At 64.4% G+C, this 21,686-nt stretch carries 23 protein-coding genes; 17 read left to right on the forward strand and 6 right to left on the reverse strand.

Features of this window, described 5'->3' with window-relative positions; all coding sequences use genetic code 11:
• The first annotated feature begins 11 nt into the window (after nucleotides 1-11).
• Complete coding sequence (locus tag OUZ30_RS07725; protein ID WP_266181655.1) at nucleotides 12-356, forward strand: histidine triad nucleotide-binding protein; 345 nt, start codon at nucleotides 12-14, stop codon at nucleotides 354-356.
• 64 nt (nucleotides 357-420) lie between these two features.
• On the opposite strand, the gene OUZ30_RS07730 is transcribed toward OUZ30_RS07725, so the two are convergent.
• From OUZ30_RS07730 to OUZ30_RS07745, 4 genes are read right to left on the reverse strand one after another with little or no spacing between them, the layout of a single operon-like run.
• The gene (locus OUZ30_RS07730) at nucleotides 421-1,029 is read right to left on the reverse strand and encodes a Slp family lipoprotein (protein ID WP_266181656.1); all 609 of its coding nucleotides are present in this window, start codon (nucleotides 1,027-1,029) and stop codon (nucleotides 421-423) included.
• 48 nt (nucleotides 1,030-1,077) lie between these two features.
• Nucleotides 1,078-3,051: a transglutaminase TgpA family protein gene (locus OUZ30_RS07735; RefSeq protein WP_345781042.1), complete on the reverse strand. Its 1,974-nt coding sequence runs from the start codon at nucleotides 3,049-3,051 to the stop codon at nucleotides 1,078-1,080.
• Nucleotides 3,048-4,004 carry a DUF58 domain-containing protein gene (locus OUZ30_RS07740; protein ID WP_266181657.1) on the reverse strand — a complete coding sequence of 319 codons (957 nt, stop codon included), beginning with the start codon at nucleotides 4,002-4,004 and terminating at the stop codon, nucleotides 3,048-3,050. The genes OUZ30_RS07735 and OUZ30_RS07740 overlap by 4 nt, the downstream gene beginning before the upstream one ends.
• Nucleotides 4,004-4,945 carry an AAA family ATPase gene (locus OUZ30_RS07745; RefSeq protein ID WP_266181658.1) on the reverse strand — a complete coding sequence of 314 codons (942 nt, stop codon included), beginning with the start codon at nucleotides 4,943-4,945 and terminating at the stop codon, nucleotides 4,004-4,006. The genes OUZ30_RS07740 and OUZ30_RS07745 overlap by 1 nt, the downstream gene beginning before the upstream one ends.
• A 41-nt stretch (nucleotides 4,946-4,986) precedes the next feature.
• Here OUZ30_RS07745 and OUZ30_RS07750 point away from each other — a divergent pair, with 41 nt between their 5' ends.
• Nucleotides 4,987-6,582 (forward strand): ArnT family glycosyltransferase, encoded by a 1,596-nt coding sequence (locus tag OUZ30_RS07750; RefSeq protein ID WP_266181659.1) that lies wholly within the window; start codon nucleotides 4,987-4,989, stop codon nucleotides 6,580-6,582.
• 16 nt (nucleotides 6,583-6,598) lie between these two features.
• Here OUZ30_RS07750 and OUZ30_RS07755 read toward each other — a convergent pair whose 3' ends face one another.
• Together OUZ30_RS07755 and OUZ30_RS07760 are read right to left on the reverse strand one after the other, a co-directional pair.
• A complete protein-coding gene (locus OUZ30_RS07755) occupies nucleotides 6,599-7,183 on the reverse strand; it encodes a Maf family protein (protein WP_266181660.1) in 585 nt (194 codons plus the stop codon).
• Nucleotides 7,180-7,635 (reverse strand): hypothetical protein, encoded by a 456-nt coding sequence (locus tag OUZ30_RS07760; protein WP_266181661.1) that lies wholly within the window; start codon nucleotides 7,633-7,635, stop codon nucleotides 7,180-7,182. Before OUZ30_RS07760 ends, OUZ30_RS07755 begins: the two co-directional genes overlap by 4 nt.
• Before the next feature lie 176 nt (nucleotides 7,636-7,811).
• On the opposite strand from OUZ30_RS07760, the gene OUZ30_RS07765 reads away from it, so the two are divergent.
• The 15 genes from OUZ30_RS07765 (at nucleotide 7,812) to OUZ30_RS07835 (ending at nucleotide 21,608) form a co-directional block, all read left to right on the forward strand.
• Nucleotides 7,812-8,294 (forward strand): YceD family protein, encoded by a 483-nt coding sequence (locus OUZ30_RS07765; protein WP_425601509.1) that lies wholly within the window; start codon nucleotides 7,812-7,814, stop codon nucleotides 8,292-8,294.
• Between the two features lie 18 nt (nucleotides 8,295-8,312).
• Complete coding sequence (rpmF, locus tag OUZ30_RS07770) at nucleotides 8,313-8,507, forward strand: 50S ribosomal protein L32 (RefSeq protein ID WP_266151239.1); 195 nt, start codon at nucleotides 8,313-8,315, stop codon at nucleotides 8,505-8,507.
• A 159-nt stretch (nucleotides 8,508-8,666) separates the two neighbouring features.
• Entirely contained in the window at nucleotides 8,667-9,641 is a 975-nt protein-coding gene (locus OUZ30_RS07775; protein WP_266181663.1) for a beta-ketoacyl-ACP synthase III, read from the forward strand.
• Between the two features lie 187 nt (nucleotides 9,642-9,828).
• Entirely contained in the window at nucleotides 9,829-10,776 is a 948-nt protein-coding gene (fabD, locus tag OUZ30_RS07780; RefSeq protein WP_266181664.1) for an ACP S-malonyltransferase, read from the forward strand.
• A gap of 108 nt (nucleotides 10,777-10,884) precedes the next feature.
• Nucleotides 10,885-11,628, forward strand: coding sequence for a 3-oxoacyl-ACP reductase FabG (fabG, locus tag OUZ30_RS07785; protein ID WP_266181665.1), 744 nt, complete (start codon nucleotides 10,885-10,887; stop codon nucleotides 11,626-11,628).
• Nucleotides 11,629-11,960: 332 nt separating this feature from the next.
• Nucleotides 11,961-12,200, forward strand: coding sequence for an acyl carrier protein (acpP, locus tag OUZ30_RS07790; RefSeq protein ID WP_114823364.1), 240 nt, complete (start codon nucleotides 11,961-11,963; stop codon nucleotides 12,198-12,200).
• A gap of 216 nt (nucleotides 12,201-12,416) precedes the next feature.
• Nucleotides 12,417-13,655, forward strand: coding sequence for a beta-ketoacyl-ACP synthase II (gene fabF / locus OUZ30_RS07795; protein ID WP_266181666.1), 1,239 nt, complete (start codon nucleotides 12,417-12,419; stop codon nucleotides 13,653-13,655).
• 8 nt (nucleotides 13,656-13,663) lie between these two features.
• Nucleotides 13,664-15,013, forward strand: coding sequence for an aminodeoxychorismate synthase component I (locus OUZ30_RS07800; RefSeq protein ID WP_425601483.1), 1,350 nt, complete (start codon nucleotides 13,664-13,666; stop codon nucleotides 15,011-15,013).
• Nucleotides 15,013-15,843, forward strand: a complete 831-nt coding sequence (pabC, locus tag OUZ30_RS07805) for an aminodeoxychorismate lyase (RefSeq protein WP_266181667.1) — start codon at nucleotides 15,013-15,015, stop codon at nucleotides 15,841-15,843. The genes OUZ30_RS07800 and pabC overlap by 1 nt, the downstream gene beginning before the upstream one ends.
• The gene (mltG, locus tag OUZ30_RS07810) at nucleotides 15,840-16,877 is read left to right on the forward strand and encodes an endolytic transglycosylase MltG (RefSeq protein WP_266181668.1); all 1,038 of its coding nucleotides are present in this window, start codon (nucleotides 15,840-15,842) and stop codon (nucleotides 16,875-16,877) included. The genes pabC and mltG overlap by 4 nt, the downstream gene beginning before the upstream one ends.
• Before the next feature lie 26 nt (nucleotides 16,878-16,903).
• Entirely contained in the window at nucleotides 16,904-17,539 is a 636-nt protein-coding gene (gene tmk / locus OUZ30_RS07815) for a dTMP kinase (RefSeq protein ID WP_266181669.1), read from the forward strand.
• Complete coding sequence (holB, locus tag OUZ30_RS07820) at nucleotides 17,536-18,471, forward strand: DNA polymerase III subunit delta' (RefSeq protein ID WP_266181670.1); 936 nt, start codon at nucleotides 17,536-17,538, stop codon at nucleotides 18,469-18,471. The genes tmk and holB overlap by 4 nt, the downstream gene beginning before the upstream one ends.
• An 80-nt stretch (nucleotides 18,472-18,551) precedes the next feature.
• Nucleotides 18,552-20,177 carry an ArnT family glycosyltransferase gene (locus tag OUZ30_RS07825; protein ID WP_266181671.1) on the forward strand — a complete coding sequence of 542 codons (1,626 nt, stop codon included), beginning with the start codon at nucleotides 18,552-18,554 and terminating at the stop codon, nucleotides 20,175-20,177.
• Between the two features lies 1 nt (nucleotide 20,178).
• A complete protein-coding gene (locus OUZ30_RS07830; protein WP_266181672.1) occupies nucleotides 20,179-21,108 on the forward strand; it encodes a PIG-L deacetylase family protein in 930 nt (309 codons plus the stop codon).
• A 143-nt stretch (nucleotides 21,109-21,251) separates the two neighbouring features.
• Nucleotides 21,252-21,608: a PilZ domain-containing protein gene (locus tag OUZ30_RS07835; protein ID WP_266181673.1), complete on the forward strand. Its 357-nt coding sequence runs from the start codon at nucleotides 21,252-21,254 to the stop codon at nucleotides 21,606-21,608.
• The last annotated feature ends 78 nt before the right edge of the window (nucleotides 21,609-21,686 follow it).

Below are 21,686 nucleotides of genomic sequence, written 5' to 3' on the forward strand. Positions count from 1 at the left end.
AGGAGTCTGCTGTGGGCGACACCATTTTCGGCAAGATCATCCGGCGCGAGATACCCGCCGATATCGTCTACGAGGACGATGACGTACTCGCGTTCCGTGACCTTAATCCGCAGGCACCGGTGCACGTGTTGTTTGTGCCGAAGAAGGCGATCGCCACGCTCGACGCGGCGACGCCGGAGGACGCTGAACTGCTAGGCAAACTGTTATTGGCCGCAGCCCGTTATGCCCGAAGCGAAGGCTTGGCGGAAAAGGGCTACCGCACCGTCGTCAATTGCAATGAGCACGGCGGGCAGACCGTCTTCCATTTGCACGTGCATCTGCTGGGCGGGCGTCCGATGCACTGGCCGCCTGGCTGAATCCGCGTCACTGATCTCGCTTACGAAAACGCCGGCACATGGCCGGCGTTTTCGTGGCTGCAGATCAGCCGTGCGCCGGCGGCACACGGCGCGGCACGACGATGACGCGAGTTGGGTAGTACCCGCCCCAGCCGTACCCGCCCCAGCCCCATGGGCCACCCCAGTATGGGCCCCAGTAAGGACCCCAGCCCGGACCCCAGAACGGGTCGTAGTAGCCCCCATACGGATAGACCACGCGCTTGGGCCACAGATAAACCACGTTGGCTTCGACCCGCGGATAGGGGTAGCCGTATTCGCCCACTTTCTCCGACACGGTGCCGTGCAAGGTGCCGGTGACGGTGATATCGCGGCCCTGGGCAAACACTTCGGGATCGTAGAAGCCGGCGCGGCAGGCCACAAAGCGACCCTGGGTTTCGCTGTTGCTCTCGGAATCGTGCGGACGCGCTTGGCTATCCAGGGGGCGTGAGAGCACGTAGAAGCAGGTTTCTTGCGGGCCCGGTTCGGTCTTGATGATCTGGCCACCCCAGCGCACCTGGGCGCCGGCAGCAGCGCCCTGCTGGACAGACACCGAGGATACGTCGGTGTACGTGCCTTGCAGCGGTTGCGGCACCGTTGCGCAGGCGGCCAATGTCGCTACTGCGGTCGCGAGGATCAACGGCTTGAACATGGACATGACGCTATCTCCATCGTGTAGTGGACGCGAGGCATCCACGGCTCAATATCATTTGACCATGCGACGCGGTCGAAAGTCCTGCACGGCCCGTCGAAAGTTCTTTACCAGGATCGCAGGTGGTTCGTCGTAGGCGTAGCGCAGTTCGAGATACGTCCTCATCAGTCGGCCCAGTTCCACGCGTTGGGCAGGCAGGGCCCGCGCAGCGCGACTGAAAAAATGCTGTGGTCCTTCACTGTGGCGACGCGCAACATCGACGGCGGCCAGCCTCCGTTCCAGCGACTGCATCGCCGCACGCAGCGGATCGGCCGGTGGGCGCGTCCACAGTGCCCACACCAGCCCTATGGCTGCGAACAACGTGCCGACGATGGCAAGCAACAGGCCCAGCGTACCTGGGTCGGTGTCGCGTAAACCGAAAGGGGTCAGCAGTCCGTGTTGCCTCAGCGCGTCAAAGCCGATAACGCCCTGGTTCCACCAGCGGTTGACGATGTCCCAGCGATTGCGCAGATCAAGCCACCAGCCGTTGGGCGACCACGCAGATGCGGCGCCTGACGCGCCGGCCGCACCCAGGCTTACGCGTTCGGGACGCACGGCGGCGGTGGGGTCCACACGCGTCCAGCCGCGCTCCGGTAGCCACACTTCGCTCCAGGCATGGGCATCCGATTGGCGCACCAGCAGATAGTTGCCCAGCGCGTTCCAATAGCCTCCCTGATAGCCGGTGACTACGCGTGCTGGAATGCCAGCTGCACGCATCAACACCGTGAAAGCCGACGCGTAGTGCTGGCAGAAGCCTTCATGCGTGGCGAACAGGAAGTCGTCGACCGAATTACGGCCGAGCGGCGCAGGGGAAAGCGTGTAACTGAAGCCGCCGTCGTGGAACAGATTCAACGCGGCCTTGATCACCGCCGCGTCATTGGCGCCGTACCGCGCACGCCAGCGGGCAGCCAGGGCAAGTGCCTGTGGATTGAAATCCCTGGGCAGTTGTAAACCGAGACGACGCCCGGCTTCGCTGAGTTGTGGTTGAAGCCGATAATTGAGTGCGGAGCGTACCGAGTAGGTGAGCGAATCGTTGATCGGCCGGTCGGCCAGCAATTCTCGATCGGGACCGAACAGGGCATGCGCCGGTGCCTCGATCGGAACATCCAGAGCGGGCAAGACGCGCTGTCCGCTGGCCTCAAGGCTGATGGTGTAGTCAATGGTTTCGGCGTGTTCGATCGCGGGGGCCTGCGGGTCGAGCCCCGCGAGCTGGCTCCATCGGCGCCCGTCAAAGCTCGACATGACATAGGCGCGGAAATAGCGCCGGCTGGTCGCCGGTGGTGCCCCGCTGAAACTGACACGCATGGCCGGTCGATCGTCGGTCAGCAGATCGAAAGAGTCGCCAGGCGCCATGTCGTCGCTGAGCCCGGTCCGCGCCTGTGGCGGATTCGGCGCGCCCCATAGTGGCGAGCTGAGTCGGGGCAGCAGGAGGAAGGCGAGCAGCGCAAGCGGCAGCGATACGCCCAGTAAACCTAGCGCCGGCAGTAGCTCGCGCGGCAGAGAGGCCGTTCCATGGGCGGGTTCGAGGGCGCGCAGCGTGGCCAGGGCTGGCAACAGACCCAGCGCAACCAACAGGGTTGCCAGCATGCCTTGATCGAACAGCAGGGCGGTCATCAGGGCAAAGCAGGCGAACGCCGCGCCGACGCGCGCGTCGCGAGTCGCCTCTGTTTCCAGCAACTTGAGCACCAGCAGGCCCACGGCCAGCGCCGCGCCGGGCTCGCGTCCGAACAGGGTGCCGTAGTGAAAGATCACGGCTGCGGACAGCAGCGCAATCAAGGGCAGCTTGAGGTACAGCGGCGCGCGGCCACCAAGCTTGCGGCGCTGCCACCAGCGCAGCCCAAGCACGAGGACGAGAGCCCCGCTGAACCACACCGGCAAATGCGGCGTGTGCGCAGTCAGCACGACGAGGACGGTAAGGCAAAGCAGGTCGAAGGCGCGCGCGCCAAGCGGCGGCCGTGGTTTGCGATGAAACAGCGAGAACGTGATCACGGCATGCGCGCCAGTGCGTTCATGCAGCGCGCGTAGTGATTGTGGCCGTGGCCCAAGGGAATCTCCTCGTCGGGCAGCCACAGACTGCTAGTACGTCCGAGTGCGTCTGCTTCACCGAGCCAACGGGCGAGTCGTGAGATACGCGCCTCAGGAGAGAGCTGCGGAAGGTGACGCCAATCCAGCCGCCATTCCTGCCGTGATTCGGGTTGCTCGAAATCCTTCACCAGCAGATTCGAGTGTCGGGCACTGACCTTCCACGCAATATGCCGTTGTGGGTCACCGGCGCGGTAGTCGCGCAACGCAGCGACGTCTTCACCATGGTGCAGGCGTTGGCGTTGCCCGTCCTCGCCTGGCAGTACCGGTGGTGGGCCGCCGGTTTCCGGTTGCGGCCACACGAGCACGGCCTGGTCCGGGTGAATCCAGCTCCAGGCGTGGAACAAGCCAAGTGGCCAGTTGCTCCACAGCTTGATGCGCGGCAAGGGCTGCCAGCCGCGTTGCAAGGTGGGCACGTGCAGCGCTACCAGAGTTTGTTCGCGAGGGGCCAGCGAGAATGCTTCCGTATGGCCGTCCAGATCCGCGTGTACCGAAGCGTGTGCGCGTTCGCCTCCCTCGAAGACGAGTTGCAGCGCGAGCGCCTCGCCAGCGATGGCGTGTCCCTGCTGGATGCTGATAAGGCGCAATCCGTTGAGGCTTCGAAAGGCAATCAGCATGCTGGCCGAGCTGGCGGCACCCAGCAGGCACGTAAGCAATAGCGCGGCATTGTTGGCGTAGTTGAGCGCGCCGATAAGCATGATGAAAAGCAACGCTGTGAAACCCGCGCCGAAGGCCGTGGGCACGATGTAGATACGCCGACGATGCAAGGCGATCGGGAGGTTTTCAGGTCGCTTGTAGCGGGTAAGCGCGGGTAGTCGTCGCTCCGCCCCTGCCTGAAAGCGACGAAGTGCTGCCAGCATTAGCCCACCGCGACGTTGGCGAGCAGATCGCGAGCCAGGTGATCGCCGCTGGCACCGCGCGCGGCGACCATGCGATGTGCAGCCAGGGGTACGAATAGTGCTTGTACGTCCTCGGGCAATACATGCATGCGATCGCTAAGCATGGCCCACGTCCGCGCGGCGCTGAGCAGGGCCAGGCCCGCACGAGGCGAGAGACCCACGCGGATGTCCGTGTGCCGGCGGCTTGCCGCCAGCAAGGCCTGCAGGTAGTCCAGCAGCGCGCTGCTTGCGGTGACCGCACGGGCGCGACGCGACAGCTCGGCGAGGCCTTCACCATCGAGCTGGGGCGAGAGCTGGGCCAGCAGGTCGCGGCGATCGCTGCCGGTCAACAGGGCGCGTTCGGCCGCGGCGTCGGGATAATCCAGCGACACCCGCAGCATGAAGCGATCGAGTTGCGAGTCGGGCAGGGGGAAGGTGCCCGCCAGGTCCATAGGATTTTGCGTGGCCACCACAAAGAACGGCTGCGGCAGCGCATGGGTTTGGCCGTCTACGGTGACCTGGCCTTCGGCCATCGCTTCCAGCAGGGCGCTCTGCGTCTTGGGGGTGGCGCGATTGATTTCATCGGCCAGCAACAGACCGGTAAAGATCGGTCCCGGGTGAAAACGGAAATGGCCGGTCTCGCGCTCGTATACGCTGACCCCGATAATGTCCGAGGGGAGCAGGTCGCTGGTGAACTGCACGCGTTGGAAATCGAGCGCAAAGCTGGCTGCCAGTGCGTGGGCCAAGGTGGTCTTGCCTACGCCGGGTACGTCTTCCAGCAGCAGGTGGCCACCTGCGATCAGGCAAGTAAAGGCGAGCTTGACCTGGCGCGGCTTGCCCAGCAACACGCGATTGACCTGGGCCATTGCCGCGTCCAGGCGCGTACGCAATGTTTCATCGTGCAAGGGAGTGATGGCGGACATGGGTTTCCGGCAGCTAAAAAGAATGGCGCAGGGCGAGGCCTATGCGTGACGCAAGCAGTGTAGCCGTCGACCTCGCGCGCTGGCGAGGCGCTTTCGTCATAGGCTTTATGGCGCTATTCCTCATCAAGCTCATGCTTGCCGCCACCCTGTCGCCATTTGGTGACGAAGCGTTCTATTGGCAGGAAAGCCGTCATCTCGCCTGGGGCTATAGCGATCTGCCACCCCTCACGGCCTGGTTGATCCGGCTGGGTGAATCGGTGGCTGGGCATGGCCTGCTTGGCATGCGCTGGCCGTTCCTGCTGATCGGCAGTGCCCTGCCGTGGCTGGTGCGCGCTTTTGCCATGCGGCTATTCGACGAGCGCGCCGGCTGGCAGGCCGGGTTGCTGTGTCTGAGCCTGCCATTGGCTGGCTCCCTGGGCGTCCTGGCGCTACCTGATGTGCCGCTGACGGTGGCCATCATGCTGGCGCTGGTCGCGCTGGTCCGTGCGATGGACGGCAATCGTCTGCTTGATTGGTGGTTGCTCGGTGTCGCGTTGGCCGTTGGTTGGCTGACCCATTACCGGGCGGCCATGCCCATGCTGGCCGGTCTGCTGCTCTGCGTGCTGACCCCGCGCGGTCGCCGGCAGTGGCGTCGCGGCGGTTTCTGGCTGGCGATGGGCGTGGCCGCGCTGGGTCTGATTCCCTTGCTCGTATCCAACTGGCAACAACGTGGTGCCGGTTTGGCCTTCCAATTGGTGCAGCGCCATCCGTGGACGTTTCATGCCGATGCCCTGGTGCAGCCGTTGGAGCAGGCCATCGCCTGCACGCCGCTGCTCTATGCGCTGTTGCTGTGGGCGGCGTGGCAGTGCTGGAAGCGTAGCCGGGAGGAGGGCGCGCCGTGGGATGTCATTGCCACGGTGTCGTTGAGCTTCATCGTCCTCTACTTCGTGCTTGGGCTGTTCGCGGATGACCTGCGTTTCCGCGCGCATTGGCCTTTGCCGGGATATCTGCCACTGCTGGCAGTGTTACCGATTCTTCTTCGCCATGAGGCGCTCGGGCGACGGCGCGCATGGCTGGTTGCCACCTTTGCGTTGGCCGTACTCGGTCAGCTCGGTGGACTGCTTTATCTGGGCATGGCGGCTAGCCCGGAGGGCGCACGGGCGTGGTCGGGAACCAAAGCATTTCCTTCGGGCTTCTTGGGCTGGCGCGAGAGTGGCGACGCGGTACGCGATTTGTTGTCACAGCATCCGGCCGTGCTGGTGGCTGACAATTTCATGCTGGCGGCCGAGATCGACTTCCAGCTTGGCGGCCGTGTGCCGGTCTATTCGCTCGATAGCCCGCTCAATGTGAAGCATGGCCGAGCACCGCAACTGGCGATCTGGCAGCGCGATGAAAATGCGCTACGCGCCATGCGCGGTGGCGATCCGATGCTGCTGGCGGTGGACGAGGCTGCCTTGCGGGTGCACGAACGACCGCCATGGCTGCGCACGCTGTGTGGCCGCATCGACGAGCCGCAACCCTTGCGACGGCTGGATCTTTTCGATGGGCGCCGGCGTATCGCTTTCTATGTCGGCCGCGTGCCGACAGCATTGCCGGTGGTTGCCCACAGTGATGATCAATGTTCGATCTGGCAGTTCGCGCACAAGGCGGAGCGTTGAGCGGCAGAGCGGTTGCTCAGGGCAGGGCCATGCCCGCCTCACGCAGCAAGCGCGCCAGTGCAATCAAGGGCAGGCCGATCAAGGCGCTGGGGTCTTGGTTGTCGATTCGTTCGAACAGGCTGATGCCCAGGCCCTCGCATTTGAAGCTGCCGGCGCAGTCGAGCGGCTGCTCGCGTTCGACATAGCGCGCGATTTCTCCCGCATCGAGGCTGCGAAAACAAACGCGAGTATGGTCGACGTGGATGCGATCCTGTCCGCTGCGGGTGTCGTGCAGGCACAGGGCGGTGTGGAAATGCACCTCGCGACCGGAGCAGGCAGCGAGCTGCTGACGGGCACGTTCCAGCGTGCCTGGCTTGTCCAAAACCAGGCCATCGCATTCGGCGACCTGATCCGAGCCAATCACCAGGGCATCATCCAGCTCCACGGCCGCTGCGCGGGCCTTGGCGACGGCGAGGCGCAGGGCGCGCTCACGCGGCGATTCCCCCGGCAGCGGACGTTCGTCCGTTCCAGGCGCACGCTGGTCGAAATCCGCATAAATCCGCCGTAGCAGTTCGGCGCGATAACGCGAGGTCGAGCCCAGCACCAGGCGCGGCGGGCTCAAGCGTCGTGCTCTCGGCGGATGTGTTCGCGCATGGCGCTGTCCAGGTCGTGCTGGGCGCGATCCAGCGCCTCGACCAGGGGCCGCACGCGTTCGCGCGTCTGGTTCATGGAGGTGACGGCCTGGTCCAGCTGTCGCTGGCTGGCGCGGGGTGCCTGGTCGCGAATCCAGATGCGCTGCTGCAGAAGCGAGCGCAGGCCAGCGTCGATTGCCTGTCGCGCCTCCTGCTCACCATTGGCCGGCTGGTCGGGATTGAGCGACATCACCGCGTGGGCTTGCTGCAAGCCGGTACGGCAAGTCTTGAGATCCACCTCCAGCCGGTCGGCCAGCTCCAACAGCCGGTGCAGGCTGCTGCTGCGCCGGTCCGTGCGGTACCGGTAGAATAGGGCGAGGCCGATGGCGGCCGCCGCGAAAGCCACCAGGGCGGCCAGGCCGAGCGTCAGATAGTCATTCACGGGGACGGTCGGCTCGCTTGAAGAAGTGGTTGAAGTCTGCCGTACCAGCCGCGTTCAGGCAAAATGGCCGCGATAGGGCGTTTTGAGGTGCCTTGCCCGTTGACTTCAACTGGTTGTAATCCTAGAATTTCATGTCTATGTCCGTGACACTGCCAGAGTCCGTGGACGCTTGGCGCATGGTCTCGGCGCGGCGTTCCTTCCAGGGAGAACTACCCGTAGCCGCCTTCAAGCGGTTGGGCGAGGTCTTGGCCGGTACGGAAGGAACACTGCAATACGAGCTGGATTTTGGGCGGGACGAGTTTGGTACGGCGTACCTCGATGTCCGCGTTCAAGCCCCTCTCACGCTGACCTGCCAGCGCACCTTGGAGCCTTTCGTGCTGCCGGTGCCGGTAGACAGCCGCCTCGGCCTGATCCGTACCGAGCGCGAGGAATCGGCTTTGCCGCCCGGTTGCGAGCCCTTGCTCGTGGCCGACGACGGCAAGCTGAACCTGGCGGATGTGATCGAAGACGAATTGTTGTTGGCACTGCCGCTGATCCCGGTAAATCCGGACAGCACGCTGCCCGAAGCAGTAACAGGCCACGAGCCAGAGGGAGAATCCTCCGGTGAAGGGCGTTCCGATAACCCGTTCGCGGTTTTGCGCGAACTCAAGAAACGTTGATTTAGCTGGAGACTCGCCATGGCCGTTGCCAAGAGCCGCAAGACCCCGTCCACCCGCGGCATGCGCCGTTCACACGACGCGCTGAAAACCGTGCAGCTGGCCACCGATCCGACCAGTGGTGAAGTGCATCTGCGCCACCACGTCACCAAGGACGGCTACTACCGCGGCAAGAAAGTCATCGACACCAACACCTCGGTGACCGAAGAAGATTGATCGTCTCCCGCAAGGGATACGGTTACGCAGGGCGGCGCGGTGACGCGCCGCTTTGCGTTTAAGCGATCACCCACGTAAGTTTGGCGGTTTGGGGGCGGGTGCCTGCGCGCAAGCGCGAGCTGGCGGCCCGCTTGGGCCGACTCCGCACCTGGAAGGTTAATGTCCCAGATCTACGCCCGCATCACTGGCACCGGCAGTGCGCTGCCCGACCGCGTGGTAACCAACGCCGATCTCGAAAAGATCGTCGAGACCAGTGACGAATGGATTCGCACCCGCACCGGCATCCAGCAGCGACACATCGCCGCTGACGGCGAAACCACCGGCGACCTGGCCACCCTGGCCGCCCAGCGCGCGCTCGAAGCCGCAGGCGTGAAGGCGTCCGAACTGGACCTGATCGTGCTGGGCACGACCACGCCCGATATCATTTTCCCGTCCACCGCCTGCCTGGTGCAGCATCGTTTGGGTGCCAATGGTTGCGCCGCGTTCGACCTCAATGCCGCTTGCTCGGGTTTCGTCTACGCACTCGGCGTGGCCGACAAGTTCATCCGTAGCGGCCAGTCAAAAAAGGTGTTGGTGATCGGCGCGGAGACGCTGACGCGCATGGTCGACTGGACCGAGCGCGAAAGCTGCGTGCTGTTCGGCGATGGCGCTGGCGCCGTGGTGCTCGAGGCGTCCGAAGAGCCGGGCATCTATGCCACCTGCCTGCATGCCGATGGCGGCTTCAAGCATCTGTTGTACAACCCGGTCGGTGTTTCCGTGGGCTTCAAGGACGAGCCGAACCACGGCGTGCGCATCACTATGGCAGGCCGCGAAGTGTTCAAGGTCGCGGTGAAGACGCTCGATGCGCTGGTCGATGAAACCCTGCAGGCGGCCGGTATGGAAGCCTCGCAGATCGACTGGCTGATTCCGCACCAGGCCAATCTGCGCATCATCGAGGCCACGGCCAAGCGTCTGAATATGCCGATGGAGCAGGTGGTGGTGACGGTCGACAAGCATGCCAACACCTCGTCCGGCTCGGTGCCACTGGCACTCGACTTCGCCGTGCGGTCAGGCAAGGTGCAGCGGGGGCAGACGCTGCTGCTGGAGGCATTTGGCGGCGGTTTCACCTGGGCGTCGGCGTTGTTGCGCTACTGATCCGCTGGGCTTTTTGTTTCGACGCAGTGCCGTCCTTGTGGGCGGCATTTCCTTTTTTGGAGCGTTAGTCGTCCCGGTGAGGGGTGGCGGCGAGGGTGTTCTGCGCGCCCGTATCCCCCGATACAGCTGCGTATGTCCGCCATTACTGGCACCATTCCGTTTTTCGTTGCCAGACATCCGTCGATCCATGACTCAAACCTCCGCTACGCTCGCTTTCGTTTTCCCTGGCCAGGGTTCGCAATCCGTCGGCATGCTGGCCGAACTGGCAGCTGCCCATCCGGAAGTGAAGGCCACTTTCGACGAAGCCTCGCAGGGCGCCGGTGTCGACCTGTGGGCGCTCAGCCAGCAGGGTCCGGAAAACGATCTCAACCGCACTGAGAACACGCAGCCGGCCCTTTTGGCCGCCAGCGTGGCCGTGTGGCGGGTGTGGCAGAAGCTGGGCGGGGTGCAGCCGGCGCAGTTGTCGGGCCATAGCCTTGGTGAATACAGCGCGCTGGTCTGTGCCGGTGCTTTGTCGTTGCACGACGCGGCGGCGCTGGTGGCCGAGCGTGGTCGCCTGATGCAGGCGGCCGTGCCGCCGGGCGTGGGTGCGATGGCGGCAATCCTTGGTGGTGACGATGCGCAGATTGCCGCTGTGTGCGAGGAAGTGGCGCAGGGGCAGGTGGTGTCGCCGGCCAACTTCAATTCGCCGGGGCAGCTGGTCATCGCCGGCAACGCCGAGGCGGTGGATCGTGCGCTGGCAAAGCTGGCCGAGCTGGGCGTGAAGAAGGCGATCAGGCTGGCGGTGTCGGTACCGTCCCATTGCGCGTTGATGCGTGATGCGGCCGACCGCCTTGGTGAGCGTATGGCAACCTTGAACTGGCAGTTGCCGGCGATTCCGGTGGTGCAGAATGCCGAAGCACGCGGCTACGCCACGGTGGAGGAGATCCGAGGCGCGCTGCAACGTCAGCTCTATCTGCCCGTGCGCTGGACCGAATGCGTGCAGGCCCTGGTGGAGGGCGGTGCAACACGCATCGCCGAAGCCGGTCCCGGCAAGGTACTGGCCGGCTTGATCAAGCGCATCGACAAGAGCGTGGAAGCGCGCGCCATTGGCACGCCGGCCGAGATCGAAGCCACCCGTACCGAGTGGGCTTGAGTCGATCGCAGTAACTCACGTGGGCGAGGCACGCCGTGTCTCGCATGATTGATGCGGCCGCACTCGCTTCGACGCATGTGCGTTCGGCCATCCAAAAGGAACTGACAGATGAGCAAGACCCTGCAAGGTGAAATCGCCCTCGTCACTGGCGCGAGCCGCGGTATCGGCGCAGCGATTGCCGATGAACTGGCGACGCTTGGCTCCACCGTGATCGGCACCGCGACCAGCGAGAGCGGTGCAGCAGCGATCGGCGAACGGCTGGCAGCGCACGGCGGCCATGGTCGCATGCTCAACGTGACCGACGGTCCGTCGGTCGAGGCCTTGATCGACGGCATCAGCAAGGAATTCGGCCCGGTATCGATCCTGGTCAACAACGCTGGCATTACGCGCGATCAGCTGTTGATGCGCATGCGCGACGAGGACTGGCAGGCCATCCTCGATACCAACCTGACGTCGGTGTATCGCACGTCCAAGGCGGTGATGCGCGGCATGATGAAGGCGCGCAAGGGCCGCATCATTTCCATCGCCTCGGTGATTGGTCTGACCGGCAATCCCGGTCAATCGAACTATGCCGCGGCGAAGGCCGGCATCATCGCTTTCTCCAAGTCACTGGCGCGCGAGATCGGCTCGCGCGGCATTACGGTCAACGTCGTGGCACCCGGCTTCATCGATACCGATATGACGCGTGCGCTGCCGGAGGAGTCCAAGCAGGCACTGCTGGGACAGATCGCGCTGGGGCGTCTGGGCGAGTCCAGTGATATCGCCAAGGCGGTGGCCTTCCTGGCGTCACCGGCGGCTGCGTACATCACCGGTGAAACCTTGCACGTCAATGGCGGCATGTACATGCCGTAAGACCCGTTCGACAAGACGGCTAAGGCCGCTTCGCGGTCGGTGGCCGTGTGCCGGCATCACTGAAATCTAACGTTTGAAACGGCCGGACAGGGTCGTCCAGCCTCGGCTGGAGCACCGTTCGGAGCGCCGGCACGGGCCGGTTTAACAGGGGGTTGTCGCCAGCGGCTTCGTTTTAGGCGACAATTACCCTTTCGCGCCGGTCCCGTGGCCTGCGTCCAACCATTGCTTGCGGATCGTGGCGGCCCCTGTGCTTAGCCACTACAATCCGCCGGCCATAGTCGGCCCATGGGTCGGCGTTGATAAGTAACTACTCCTTGGGAGGTATTGGCAACATGAGCACCATCGAAGAGCGCGTCAAGAAAATCGTCATCGAGCAGCTGGGCGTGAAGGAGGATGAAGTCACGGCGAACGCTTCGTTCGTGGACGATCTGGGCGCTGATTCGCTGGACACCGTCGAGCTGGTCATGGCCCTCGAAGAAGAGTTCGAGACCGAAATCCCGGACGAGGAAGCCGAGAAGATCACCACGGTGCAGCAGGCTGTTGACTACATCAAGGCCCACACCAAGGAGTGATCGCTCGGTGACGGCTGGCGCGTTCGCACTATGCGTCCGCCCACTAGCGATACCGGAAGCTGCGCCACATTGGCGCAGTTTTCGTTTCTGCATTTTGCAACGTCCGATCCCGTATGGTGCGCGGATGCGTGCCGTACGGTACGGATGCCGTGGCCGCGATAGCGCGGAAACACTGCCGAGCGCGGCAGTGTCACGGAACCACGAAGGAAGATCAGCATGAGTAAACGACGTGTGGTAGTAACCGGCATGGGGATCATTTCGCCGGTCGGTAACGAAGTCGCCATCGCCTGGGAGCAGATTCTCAAGGGCGTCAGCGGTATCGGTCAGGTTACCCATTTCGATGCCACCGCCTATGCCACGCGCATTGCCGGGCAGGTTCGTGGTTTCGATCCTTCCCAGTGGATGGCGGCCAAAGACGTCAAGAAGATGGATCCGTTCATCCATTACGGCGTCGCGGCCGGTACGCAGGCACTGCGCGATTCCGGACTGGAAGTGACGGAAGCGAACGCACCGCGCATCGGCGTGGCGGTGGGCGCTGGTATCGGCGGACTGAACACCATCGAAGACACATCGATCGAGCTGCATGAGAAGGGCCCGCGTCGCGTGTCGCCGTTCTTCGTGCCCAGCTCGATCATCAACATGGTCTCGGGTCATCTCTCGATCATGTTTGGCCTGAAGGGCCCGAACATCGCGTGCGTCACCGCCTGCACGACGGGCACGCATAACATCGGTCTCGCCGCGCGCATGATCCAGTACGGCGATGCCGACGTGATGATCGCCGGCGGTGCCGAATTCGCCACGACGGGTACGGCAATGGCGGGCTTCTGCTCGGCCAAGGCCATGTCCACCCGCAACGACGAGCCGACCAAGGCCAGTCGTCCGTGGGACAAGGATCGTGACGGTTTCGTATTGTCCGATGGCGCCGGCGTGCTGGTGTTGGAGGAATACGAACACGCCAAGGCTCGCGGCGCGAAGATCTATGCCGAGCTGGTGGGTTTCGGCATGAGCGGCGATGCGTACCACATCACCGCGCCGAGCGAAGGTGGCGAAGGCGCGGCACGCTGCATGGACAGCGCACTCAAGGACGCTGGCCTGAACCCGACCGATGTGCAGTACATCAATGCGCACGGCACTTCGACGCCGCTGGGCGATCTGGGTGAGGTGATGGCGGCGAAGAAGGTCTTCGGTGACCACGCCTACAAGCTGGCCATGAGCTCGACCAAGTCGGTCACCGGTCATTTGCTCGGTGCGGCCGGTGGCGTGGAGGCGATCTTCACCATCCTGGCGTTGCGCGATCAGGTGCTGCCGCCGACCATCAACCTGGACGAGCCGGGCGAAGGCTGCGATCTCGATTTCGTGCCCCACGTAGCACGCGAGAAGAAGTTCGACGTAGCCATCTCCAACTCGTTTGGCTTCGGTGGTACCAACGGCACGTTGGCGTTCCGCCGCGTTTGAGCGGCGCCTTGAACTTTTTTCGCCGCACTCTGCACGGCCGGCGCGATCTACTCGCGCCGGCCGCTGCATTTCCAGAGCGCTATCCCGGTCTGCTGCAGAGCGTGACGCGCGGTACGCCGCAGTCCCGCTATGACATTCTGTTCGCGTATCCGCAGGAAAGTTTGACCCTGCATGCGAATGGACGTCTGCTCGATGCGCAAGGCGTGGCGCGCGGCGGGCGCTTTCTCGATGCGCTGGACGAAGCCTGGCAGCAGCTCCGAGTGCCGCGCGACGACCCTGACGAGCTGCCATTCCACGGCGGCTGGCTGCTGCTGCTTGCTTATGAGCTGGTCGGTGAGATCGAGCCACGCCTGCGACTCCGCTCGCCCGAGCCACTTCCCACCGCGCTGGCGCTGCGTTGTCCCGCAGCCGTGATCGTCGATCATGAGGCCGATTGCACCATCCTGGTTGCCGAGGCGGGCCACGAGGCGCTACTCGATGCCATGGCGGCGGATCTCGCTGCGATACCTGATATCTCGGCGCTGGCCGCTCCTTCCCGCTGCGACGAGGATGATCCGACGCTGTTCCTCGATGGTGTGGCGCGCATCCACGAACATCTCCACGCCGGCGATATTTTTCAGGTCAATCTCTCCCGCGCATGGCATGCGCACTACGCCGTGGCACCGAAGCCCGTCGAGCTGTACCAGGCGCTGAGGCAGGCCAATCCCGCGCCGTTCGCGGGCTTGTTGCAGCAGCCGGACTGGGCGGTCGTGAGCTCTTCGCCGGAGCGCCTGGTGGAAGTGCGCGACGGACTGGCGCAAACGCGCCCGATCGCAGGCACGCGACCGCGCACCGCGGGTGATGACGACCTGGCCCGTATTCGCGAACTCAGCACGCATCCCAAGGAGCGAGCCGAGCATGTCATGCTGATCGATCTCGAGCGCAACGACCTGGGCCGCGTCTGCGTACCGGGGTCGGTCGAGGTCAACGAACTGATGGTGGTGGAAAGCTACGCTCACGTTCATCACATCGTGTCCAACGTGCGTGGACGGCTGCGTGACGAGGTGACGCCCGGCGAGGTCATTGCAGCCACGTTTCCTGGCGGCACCATCACGGGTTGTCCCAAGGTGCGTTGCATGGAAATCATCGCTGCATTGGAGAACGCCCCACGTGGCGCCTATACCGGTGCGTTGGGTTATCTCGACCGCAACGGCGACCTGGATCTGAACATTCTTATCCGCACCTTCTCGCTGGCCGACGCACAGGTGACCTTGCGCGCTGGGGCCGGCATCGTGGCCGACTCGGTGGCGGACAAGGAGCTGGACGAAACACGCGCCAAGGCGCGCGGATTATTGCGGGCGCTGGGAGTGCCGGGCTGATGTCCGCGTTTGCCTGGGTGCTGGTCGATGGCGTATCCGTCCAGACGGTGTCCGCGTTCGATCGGGGGCTGTCCTATGGCGATGGGTTGTTCGAGACCATTCGCTTCGTAGACGGCGTGGCACCTTTGTGGTCGCGTCATATGCAGCGACTACATGAAAGCGGCGAGCGACTGCGACTGCCCGTACCCGACGCGGCGCTATTGCTGCGCGAGGCATGCGTCGTCGCGAAGGGCCTGGATCAAGCGGTCGTGCGTATCACCGTGACGCGCGGGCTAGGGGAGCGCGGTTACGCGCCGCCGACGTTGCCGCAACCCACCCGCATTGTCGCTGCCTTTGCGGCACCCGCCATGGCCGGCGACGCCTATGTTCACGGCATTTGCCTGCGCTGGTGTGAAACGCGTCTGGCTCGGCAGCCACGACTGGCGGGCATGAAACATCTCAATCGGCTGGAACAGGTGCTGGCGCGTGCGGAGTGGAGCGATCCCTCGATCACCGACGGCCTGCAATGCGATACCGATGGCAACGTCATCGCGGCCACCATGGCCAACCTGTTCGCGGTCATCGACGGCGTGCTCGTCACGCCTTCGGTAGAGCATTCCGGTGTGGCTGGCGTGGCGCGTGCCGAGATTCTGGCGAACCGGGCCGCTGCCCATGTCGGTGATATTTCTCGCAAAGACCTGCTGCGCGCTGACGAGGTCTTCCTCAGTTCGAGCGTCCGCGGCATCCTGCCGGTTCAGGCCGTGGACGATACCGTGTATGTTCCCGGCCCGGTCACCCGCGCCTTACAGCGTCATTGGCGCGGTCTGGGTTTCCCGATGGAGCAGGCATGAGTCGAGACAAGATGCAGGGGCGCGTGCGTTGGCGCGCACTGTTCGTACTGGTGTTGCTGGCCGTGGCCGGCGCCTTGATCTATGGATGGCTGGATTTCGAGCGCTTTGCTCGCACGCCGCTGGCGGTGACAGCGCAGACCCCGAGCATCGACGTGGGCCGCGGCAGCAGTCTTCGCGACGTGGTGGGTCAGCTACGCGAGGAACACGTCACTTCGGTCGGGCCGCTCTACTGGCGCGTGCTTGCCGAGCAACTGCGCGTGGCGGGGCGTTTGCATGCGGGTGAATACGCACTCATCGTGGGTATGACCCCGCGCGAACTGCTGCTCAATATGGCGGCGGGCAAGGTGCTGCAACGCAACTTCACCATCGTCGATGGCTGGAATTTCCGCGACCTGCGCCAGGCGCTGGCCAAGGCCGACCGCCTGCGCCAGGACGGTGCCGGGCTGGATGACGCGGCCTTGATGGCCAAGCTCGGTGCCGATGGCGAGATGCCGGAAGGGCGCTTCCTGCCCGAGACCTATGCCTACGTGAAGGGCGATAGCGATCTGGACATCCTGCGCCGTGCGCATGTCGCGATGGGCAAGATGCTCGATACGCTGTGGGCCCAGCGCGACAAGAATGTGCCGTTGGCTACGCCGTATGACGCCTTGATCCTGGCCTCCATCGTGGAGAAGGAGACCGGTCGTGCGGATGAGCGTCCGCGCATCGCTGGCGTATTCGTGCGCCGTCTTCAGGATCACATGCTGCTGCAGACCGACCCCACGGTGATCTACGGCATGGGCGAGTCGTATACGGGGAGTATCCACAAGGTGGACCTCACTACGGACACGCCGTACAACACCTATACCCGTCCCGGCTTACCGCCAACGCCGATTGCCATGCCCGGCAAGCCGGCCATCGAGGCCGCGCTGCACCCGGCAGACGGCACCGAGCTGTATTTCGTGTCCCGTGGCGACGGCAGCCACGCGTTCTCCAGTACGCTGGACGAACACAATCGCAACGTCGCCTGCTACCAACTGAAGCGCTGCCCATGACCCCAAGCGGTATGATCCCAGGCGGTATGACTCCACGCGGCAAGTTCATCTCGCTCGAGGGAGGTGAAGGTGCCGGCAAGAGCACCTTGCTAGCCGGGCTCCATAAACACCTGATGGGGCTGGGCGTAGATCTGGTGCAGACGCGTGAGCCTGGCGGCACGCCGCTGGGCGAGGCGGTGCGCAGCATCGTGCTCGATCCGGCGCGCGGCGACATGAGCGCCGAGTCGGAGCTGTTGCTGATGTTCGCTTCGCGCGCGCAGCTGGTGCGCGAATGCATCGAGCCGGCCCTGACCGCCGGCCGCTGGGTACTGTGCGACCGTTTCACCGATGCCAGCTTTGCCTATCAGGGCGGTGGCCGTGGCATGCCGTTGGAGCGCATTGCCGAGCTGGAGCGCTGGGCGACCAACGGACTCAAGCCAGACCTCACCTTGCTGCTCGATCTTCCGGTGGCCGACGGGCGCGCGCGTGCCGCCGGTCGTGGTGCGGCCGATCGCATCGAAGTCGAAGCCGATGCATTTTTCGAACGCGTGCGCGCCGCTTATCGCGCGCGCGCCGTTGCCGAGCCAGCCCGTTTTCGCGTGATCGATGCCAGCCTTTCACCGGCGCACGTGCTGCAGGCAGCTGTGGCCGCCACGGCCCACCTGTTTGGAGCGGCGGCATGAACGCGATGCCCTGGCACGCCGAGCACTGGTCCCGCTTGCAGTCGCGCCGTGCGCGCGATGCCATGCCGCATGCTTTGTTGCTGTGTGGGCCGGAGGGCTTGGGCAAGCGCGGGTTCATGCGTCGTTTTGCGCAGGGCTTGCTGTGCACACAGCCGCAGGATGGCGATGCCTGTGGACGCTGTCGCAGCTGCCAGTTGTTCGTCGCCGGTACGCACCCGGATTTTGCCGTGCTGAGTTTTGGTTTGCGCAAGGATGGCGTTGAGCGGAGCGAAATCGTGGTTGATCAGATTCGCGAACTGTCGGCCCGCCTGTCCATGTCCAGTCAGTTTGGCGGGTGGCAGATCGTCTGCATCGATCCGGCCGATGCCATGAATGCGGCCGCAGCCAACGCCTTGCTCAAGACGCTGGAAGAACCCTCGCAACAGACCTTGCTGATGCTGGTGGCCGACGCGCCATGGCGGTTGCCGCAAACCATTCGCAGTCGCTGCCAGCGCATCGAGTTCCAGTTGCCATCGCGAGAAGACGCACTCGGCTGGTTGCAACAGGCTGGCGTGAGCGATGCCGCTTCGGCGCTCGATGCGGCAGGGGGCAACCCAGGACTTGCGCGCGCGTGGGTGGATGCGGGCGCCCTGGCTCGAAGGCAGGAAGTGCGCAAGGACCTGTCCGCGCTTGCGGCGGGGCGTGGCGAGGCGATGGAAGTGGCGCGCCGCTGGCTCGACAGCGAGCCCGAGCAGCGCTTGTGGTTCGCCGCCCAGGCCGTAGCCGACGAAGTGAAGTCGCGTGCCGGCGCCGCCGTCGGTCCGCTTGCGAGCGGTCTGGATGTCGAGGCGTTGGATCAGTGGTACATGTCGGCCAATCGCACGCGTGAATCCTTGCGAGGCCCGTTGCGTGGGGACCTCCTGTTGCTGGAATTGCTTGCTCGCTGGCGCTGATGGCGCGCACTTAGGCGCCTGAAAGCGGCGCTTGATAGCAGGGAAAGCTGGCAGACAGGACGTCTGCCTAGGCTTGCGGGATGAAGTCCCCGCTGCCGCAACGTGTCCCTGTTTGGCCCTGGCTATCTCTCCTGCTCCTGCTGGTGCTCCGGCTGGTGTGGTTGAACGCGTACACGCTCAATTCCGATGAGGCCCAGCATGCCCACGTGTCGTGGGCGTGGACGCAGGGGCTGTTGCCGTATCGGGATGTTTTCGATAACCACGGCCCCTTGTTTGGTTGGTTGCACTCGCCGCTATTGACCTTGCTCGATGGGCGAGCCGACGTGCTGACCTGGCTGCGTCTGGCCATGCAGGTCTGGTATGTCGTGGCGGTCGGCGCTGTCGGCTGGATGGGGCTGCGTCTGTATGGCTGGCGTGTAGCCGTGGTCGCCATGCTCGTCGCCGGATTGTTTCCCCGTTTCTTCATCGTGAGCGGGCAGTTTCGTACGGACGACCTGTGGACAGCCATGTGGCTTGCTGGCCTCGCCTGCGTGGTCGGTGCACGTGCGCGAACCTGGCGCTATTTCGCGGCTGGATTGCTGGTCGGCTGCGCCCTCTCGGTGTCGCAGAAGACGCTTGTGTTGGTGGTCACCGCCTTGGCGGCGGCAGCCGTGGTCCGGTTGATACAGCCGACAGACTCTGCACCGGGCGGACGGCGGCGCTGGGCTGCGGCAGGAGTGGGCCTGCTGCTTGTCCCGGCCATCTTCGTCGGCTGGTTCGCCTGGCATGACGCGCTGAGCGACGTTTGGTACGGTCTGGCCGGTTACAACGTGGGCGGTGCGAAAAAGCGCCACGCCGCGCTGAACCTGCTCTGGTTCCTGGTGCTGGCGGGGGCGATGGTTGCCGTGGCGGCGCGTGCAATCCGTCAGCGCGGGTTGCGAGATTTTGACTGGCCGGTTTTTCTTGCCTTGCAGAGCGGTCTGTACCTCCTGTTGATCTGGTTTGTCTGGCCGTTGATCACCAAGCAGGATTTCCTGCCCGCCGTTCCATTGTTGGTCCTGGTGGCGTGCGGTTGGGCCTCGCACTGGGGCTGGTTGAGCACGCGGCCGGGACTTCGTCGTGCCTTGGTCGTCCTGATCCTTGGCGGTGAACTGGTGACGGTCATCGCTTATGCGCCGCCCTGGCAGGACAATCTGGCACCGCAGCGCGCCGAGCTGGCGTTGGTACTCCGCTACACGGACAAGACTGATACGGTGATGGATACCAAGGGCGAGTCGATTTTTCGCGCGCGTCCGTACTACCCCGTGCTGGAAAGCCTCGCCATGCGCCGGTTGCGGCGTGGGGAAATGGCAGACACGATCGTTGACGAGCTGGTGAGTCATTGCACCATGATGACGACGGCTCATCGCCTGCCTGCTGCGAGCAAGCATTTCCTGGAGGGCAATTATGTGGCGGCGGGTCCGAATGTGTGGGTGGCAGGACGCATGCTTTCCTCGCGCTCGGTAGATCAGGTCATCGACGTGGCGTTGCCGGGCGACTACGTGCTGACCGACGGGCGGGCGCGTCTGCGCGCGAGCCTGGATGGTGCACCGGACGCCGACCACTGGTTTCTTGATCGAGGCCGCCACCATTTGGAGGTGACTGAGGGGGCGCCAGTAGCCCTGGTCTGGAGCAAGGCGTTTGACCGCGGCTGGCGGCCGCTTTCGCCTCATGGAGAGGGCGGCTGATATGGCGTTGAGTCTCAACGCCGACACACGCTTGCTGGTGGTGGCACCTCATCCTGATGACGAGTCGATTGCGACGGGCGAACTGATCCAGCAGGTGCGAGAGTCGGGCGGTGACGTCCAAATCCTGCTGCTGACGAATGGTGACAACAACCCCTGGCCACAGCGTTGGGTGGAGCGGCGCCTGCGTATTGGTACCGACGAGCGCCGCCGCTGGGGTGAGCGTCGACGCGGCGAAGTGGAGCGCGCGTTGCGTCAGCTGGGTGTGGATCCTGTCGCCTTGCATCCGCTGGGCTGGCCCGACATGGGCATCACCGAGCGGTTATTCGAGGACTTCATCCCGGCGGTATCTGCCTTGACCGCCTGCCTCGCTGCGTGTCGGCCGAATCTGGTCGCGATGCCGGCGCTGGGTGACCACCATCCGGATCACGGGGCCGCCCACGTGCTGGTTCGCCTGGCGGTCTCGCAGTGGCAAGGCGGCGCCCCGGAGATGCTTGCCTATCTGGTTCACGGCCGTGAAGACGAGGTGACGGGCAGGGTGAAGCTCGACTCCTCGGTCGGGCTGCATGCCAACAAGCTCGCGGCACTGGCCTGCCATCAAAGCCAGATGGCGCTCAGCGGCAAACGCATGCGCCGTCTTGCCGACCGCGCCGAGCGCTATCAGTCGATCAAAGAGGGTGCCGCCGGCATGGCTGCACCGGTGCTGCCCTGGGTTCCGTCCGCAGCGCTGCATCCCTGGCTTCGCCTGACCGTGGTGGATAGCCGCGGTGTCCACGATTGGCCCTGGTCCAAGGCACCCATCAGCCAGGACGGACAAGGGAGGTACGTGCTGCACGGCGTGGCCGCGGGGGACCCGAGCCCTGCTTTCGCCAAGCTGCATATGTATGTGCCGTCGCCATGGATCTTCGACCGCTGGGGTTGGTGCGAGCTCTAGGAGTCCTGACGCGCCGTGCTGCGATGGAGTCGACTCCCGGCGACCATCACATTTCGTCGACAGGTCGCTTTACGCTCGGCCCCCGCGGTCGCTAGGATGCGCCTTAGGGGGCTGCCGCCCCAGCGGTTTGCAGGAGCACAGCAATGAACCCGGCCATTGCCGCCCGCCAGGGCATCATTTCGTTGAAGATCAAGGACACGGCCGCGCTTTATAACGCGTACATGCCCTATCTGAAGCATGGCGGCCTGTTCGCGCCCACGGCCCAGCGCTATGCACTGGGTGACGAAGTAGTACTCCTGATCAATCTTACGGACGAGGGCGAGCGTCTGTCCGTGGCCGGCAAGGTCGTCTGGGTCACCCCGGTGGGTGCCCAGGGCAATCGCACCGCCGGCATCGGCGTGCAGTTCAACGAATCGTCCGATGGCGAAGTGGCCCGCATCCGGATCGAGAATATCCTTGCTGGCATGACCGGGTCCGAGCGTCCCACGCACACGATGTAATTCCTTACGCCGCCTGCGCTACCAAAGTCGCAGACGGCATGTGCGCAAAGTTGCCTGCAAATAGCCATCAAGGCTTGT

Origin of the sequence: Dyella humicola (genome assembly GCF_026283945.1) — a bacterium.
GTDB classification, from domain to species: Bacteria; Pseudomonadota; Gammaproteobacteria; order Xanthomonadales; family Rhodanobacteraceae; genus Dyella; species Dyella humicola.

Bases quoted from the DNA above. Each gene is read 5' to 3' on its own strand.
- OUZ30_RS07750 (WP_266181659.1), top strand. From the start codon at position 4,987: ATGCGTGACGCAAGCAGTGTAGCCGTCGACCTCGCGCGCTGGCGAGGC.
- OUZ30_RS07835 (WP_266181673.1), top strand. From the start codon at position 21,252: ATGAACCCGGCCATTGCCGCCCGCCAGGGCATCATTTCGTTGAAGATC.
- holB (WP_266181670.1), top strand. From the start codon at position 17,536: ATGAACGCGATGCCCTGGCACGCCGAGCACTGGTCCCGCTTGCAGTCG.
- pabC (WP_266181667.1), top strand. From the start codon at position 15,013: ATGTCCGCGTTTGCCTGGGTGCTGGTCGATGGCGTATCCGTCCAGACG.
- OUZ30_RS07830 (WP_266181672.1), top strand. From the start codon at position 20,179: ATGGCGTTGAGTCTCAACGCCGACACACGCTTGCTGGTGGTGGCACCT.
- acpP (WP_114823364.1), top strand. From the start codon at position 11,961: ATGAGCACCATCGAAGAGCGCGTCAAGAAAATCGTCATCGAGCAGCTG.
- fabD (WP_266181664.1), top strand. From the start codon at position 9,829: ATGACTCAAACCTCCGCTACGCTCGCTTTCGTTTTCCCTGGCCAGGGT.
- rpmF (WP_266151239.1), top strand. From the start codon at position 8,313: ATGGCCGTTGCCAAGAGCCGCAAGACCCCGTCCACCCGCGGCATGCGC.
- OUZ30_RS07740 (WP_266181657.1), bottom strand. From the start codon at position 4,004: ATGCTGGCAGCACTTCGTCGCTTTCAGGCAGGGGCGGAGCGACGACTA.
- OUZ30_RS07775 (WP_266181663.1), top strand. From the start codon at position 8,667: ATGTCCCAGATCTACGCCCGCATCACTGGCACCGGCAGTGCGCTGCCC.
- OUZ30_RS07825 (WP_266181671.1), top strand. From the start codon at position 18,552: ATGAAGTCCCCGCTGCCGCAACGTGTCCCTGTTTGGCCCTGGCTATCT.
- OUZ30_RS07745 (WP_266181658.1), bottom strand. From the start codon at position 4,945: ATGTCCGCCATCACTCCCTTGCACGATGAAACATTGCGTACGCGCCTG.
- OUZ30_RS07765 (WP_425601509.1), top strand. From the start codon at position 7,812: ATGGTCTCGGCGCGGCGTTCCTTCCAGGGAGAACTACCCGTAGCCGCC.
- OUZ30_RS07730 (WP_266181656.1), bottom strand. From the start codon at position 1,029: ATGTCCATGTTCAAGCCGTTGATCCTCGCGACCGCAGTAGCGACATTG.
- fabG (WP_266181665.1), top strand. From the start codon at position 10,885: ATGAGCAAGACCCTGCAAGGTGAAATCGCCCTCGTCACTGGCGCGAGC.
- tmk (WP_266181669.1), top strand. From the start codon at position 16,904: ATGACTCCACGCGGCAAGTTCATCTCGCTCGAGGGAGGTGAAGGTGCC.
- mltG (WP_266181668.1), top strand. From the start codon at position 15,840: ATGAGTCGAGACAAGATGCAGGGGCGCGTGCGTTGGCGCGCACTGTTC.
- fabF (WP_266181666.1), top strand. From the start codon at position 12,417: ATGAGTAAACGACGTGTGGTAGTAACCGGCATGGGGATCATTTCGCCG.